Below are 2,787 nucleotides of genomic sequence, written 5' to 3' on the forward strand. Positions count from 1 at the left end.
CGGGCGGGCAAGGTCAAGACCGGACAAACCTTACTCCAGCACCGCGCCCCGGGCCGCACTGGTCACCTGCCTGGCGTATCGGGCCAGATAGCCGGTCTTGACCTTGGGCTCAGGGCACACCCACTTGGCTTTCCGCTGGGCCAGGGTGTCAGCGTCCACCAGCAGGTCGATCCTGCAGTTGAGGATGTCGATGGCGATCATGTCCCCCTCCTCCACGAAGGCGATGGGGCCGCCCTGAGCCGCCTCGGGGCAGACATGGCCGATGGATGCGCCCCGGGTGGCGCCGGAGAAGCGGCCGTCGGTGATGAGGGCCACCTCCTTGTCCAGGCCCATACCGGCGATGGCGCTGGTGGGGTTGAGCATCTCCCGCATGCCCGGGCCGCCCTTGGGGCCCTCGTACCGGATGACCACCACGTCGCCGGAGACAATCTTACCCTGGTAGATGGCCTGGATGGCGTCCTCCTCGCTGTCAAAGACACGGGCGGGGCCGGTGTGGACCATCATCTCCTCAGCCACGGCAGACTGCTTGACCACGCAGCCCTCAGGGGCCAGGGAGCCCTTGAGGACGGCGATGCCGCCGTAGGGGGAGTAGGGGTTGTCAATGGGCCGGATGAGCTCCGGATCCAGGTTCTCCACCCCCTCCAGGTTCTCGGCCACCGTCCTGCCTGTGACCGTCAGGACGGAGGTGTCCAGCAGATTCTTTTGGGTCAGCTCCTTCATAACGGCGTACACGCCGCCCGCCCGGTCCAGGTCCTCGATGTAGGTGTCCCCCGCCGGGGCCAGGTGGCACAGGTTGGGGGTCTTGCGTGAGATCTGATTGGCGTACTCCAGGTCCAGCTCAATGCCGCACTCGTGGGCGATGGCGGGCAGGTGGAGCATGGAGTTGGTGGAGCAGCCCAGGGCCATGTCCAGGGTCTCGGCGTTGTGGAAGGCGGCCTCGGTCATGATGTCCCGGGGCTTGATGTCCCGCTTCACCAGCTCCATAATCTGCATGCCGGTGTGCTTGGCCAGCCGCAGCCGGGCGGACATGACGGCGGGGATGGTGCCGTTGCCCCGCAGGGCCATGCCGATGCCCTCGGTGAGGCAGTTCATGGAGTTTGCTGTGTACATGCCGGAGCAGGAGCCGCAGGTGGGGCAGGCGTTGTTCTCGTAGTCCTCCACGCCGGCCTCGTCCAGCTTGCCCGCCTTGTAGGCGCCCACGGCCTCAAACATGTGGCTCAGGCAGGAGCGGCGGCCGTCCTGGAGCCGGCCGGAGAGCATGGGGCCGCCGGAGCAGAAGATGGCGGGGATGTTCAGCCGGGCGGCGGCCATCAGCAGCCCCGGCACGTTCTTGTCGCAGTTGGGCACCATCACCAGCCCGTCGAACTGATGGGCCAGGGCCATGGCCTCGGTGGAGTCGGCGATGAGATCCCGGGTGACCAGGGAGTATTTCATGCCGATGTGGCCCATGGCGATGCCGTCGCACACGGCGATGGCCGGGAACACGATGGGGGTGCCCCCCGCCATGCGGACGCCCGCCTTCACCGCCTCTACAATCTTGTCCAGATTCATGTGACCGGGGACGATCTCGTTCTGGGAGGACACAATGCCGATGAGGGGGCGGTCCAGCTCCTCCTTGGTGTACCCCAGCGCATAGAACAGGGAGCGGTTGGGGGCCCGCTCCACGCCTTTGGTCACGTTGTCGCTTCTCATGGCAGAGTCCTCCTTATTAAATCCGTCATCATTGTATGATGACGCTTGCATTGTATGATTTCATATTATATGATAGAGAAAACAATGTCAAGTCCGGGGAGGAAGTTTATATGGAAAAACAGAGCCTGACCCAGCAGACCGCCCGGCGGCTGTACGGGAGCATTGTGGCGGAGGGGGGCCTGGCCCCCGGGGACAAGCTGCCCAACGAGCTGGACCTGTCCCGGGAGCTGGGGGTGAGCCGCACCACCCTGCGGGAGGCGGTGCGGATGCTGGTGGCCCAGGGCGTGCTGGAGATCCGCCGAGGCAAGGGTACCTTTGTGTCCGCCCGGGTGGAGGAGATCGACGACTTCGGCTTCACCGGCCTGAGCCGGGTGAGGGGCCAGCTGCGGGACCTGTTCGAGCTGCGCAGCATCTTCGAGCCCCAGGCGGCCCGCCTGGCCTGCCGCCGGGCCACGGCGGAGGAGCGAGCGGACATTCTGGCCAAGGGGAAGGCGGTGGCGGACTGCATCCGCTCCGGGGCTGACCGCACCCAGGCCGACGCCGCCTTTCACGCCGCCATTGTCCGGGCCACCCACAACGAGTTTATGGTCCGGCTTCTCCCCCTCATCCAGCGGGCGGTGGCCACGGCGGTGGAGACCGGCGGGGAGGCGGAGCGGCTGGCGGCGGACACCCTGCGGGACCACGCGCTGCTGCTGGAGTTCTTCGCCCAGGGGGATGAGGAGGGCGTGCTCCACGCCATGGCCATCCACATGCGCCACAGCGTGGACGTGATGGGCCTGGGCGAAGCCGGAGAGAAGCCGCTCTGAACCCCATGCCCATCCCCGGCATCCGCCTGACGGCGGAATGGAGGGGGCCATAAGGTTTTTTCAAGATACTCCCCCGTATTTTCCTGCAAAGAGGCCGGCGGCTTTCCCTGGTGAAAGCCGCCGGCCTTGTTCTATATTATCAGGTATCGCCGCCGGAAAAACGAATAAAAAATGCATCTCTATATTGTAAATGAGACTGTCGAAAAACCTCGGTTGAACAGAATCCGCCTGTGTCGGGGCGGGGGAGCGCGAGGGGGCAGCCGCCCGCCTCGCGTGGAATCGAATGCCC

Annotated in this window: 2 protein-coding genes; one reads left to right on the plus strand and one right to left on the minus strand. The window is 65.5% G+C overall.

What is annotated here, in order from left to right; genetic code table 11:
* Positions 1–30: 30 nt before the first annotated feature.
* Positions 31–1,692 (minus strand): dihydroxy-acid dehydratase, encoded by a 1,662-nt coding sequence (ilvD, locus tag QZY67_RS11620; protein ID WP_295370475.1) that lies wholly within the window; start codon positions 1,690–1,692, stop codon positions 31–33.
* Positions 1,693–1,802: 110 nt separating this feature from the next.
* Between ilvD and QZY67_RS11625 the strand changes: the two genes are divergently transcribed.
* Positions 1,803–2,498 (plus strand): FadR/GntR family transcriptional regulator, encoded by a 696-nt coding sequence (locus QZY67_RS11625; protein WP_295370477.1) that lies wholly within the window; start codon positions 1,803–1,805, stop codon positions 2,496–2,498.
* The last annotated feature ends 289 nt before the right edge of the window (positions 2,499–2,787 follow it).

The sequence above is a fragment of the uncultured Pseudoflavonifractor sp. genome (assembly GCA_904419835.1).
Taxonomy (GTDB): Bacteria; Bacillota; Clostridia; order Oscillospirales; family Oscillospiraceae; genus Pseudoflavonifractor.

Coding starts and splice junctions, on each gene's coding strand:
- QZY67_RS11625 (WP_295370477.1), top strand. CDS start 1,803: ATGGAAAAACAGAGCCTGACCCAGCAGACCGCCCGGCGGCTGTACGGG.
- ilvD (WP_295370475.1), bottom strand. CDS start 1,692: ATGAGAAGCGACAACGTGACCAAAGGCGTGGAGCGGGCCCCCAACCGC.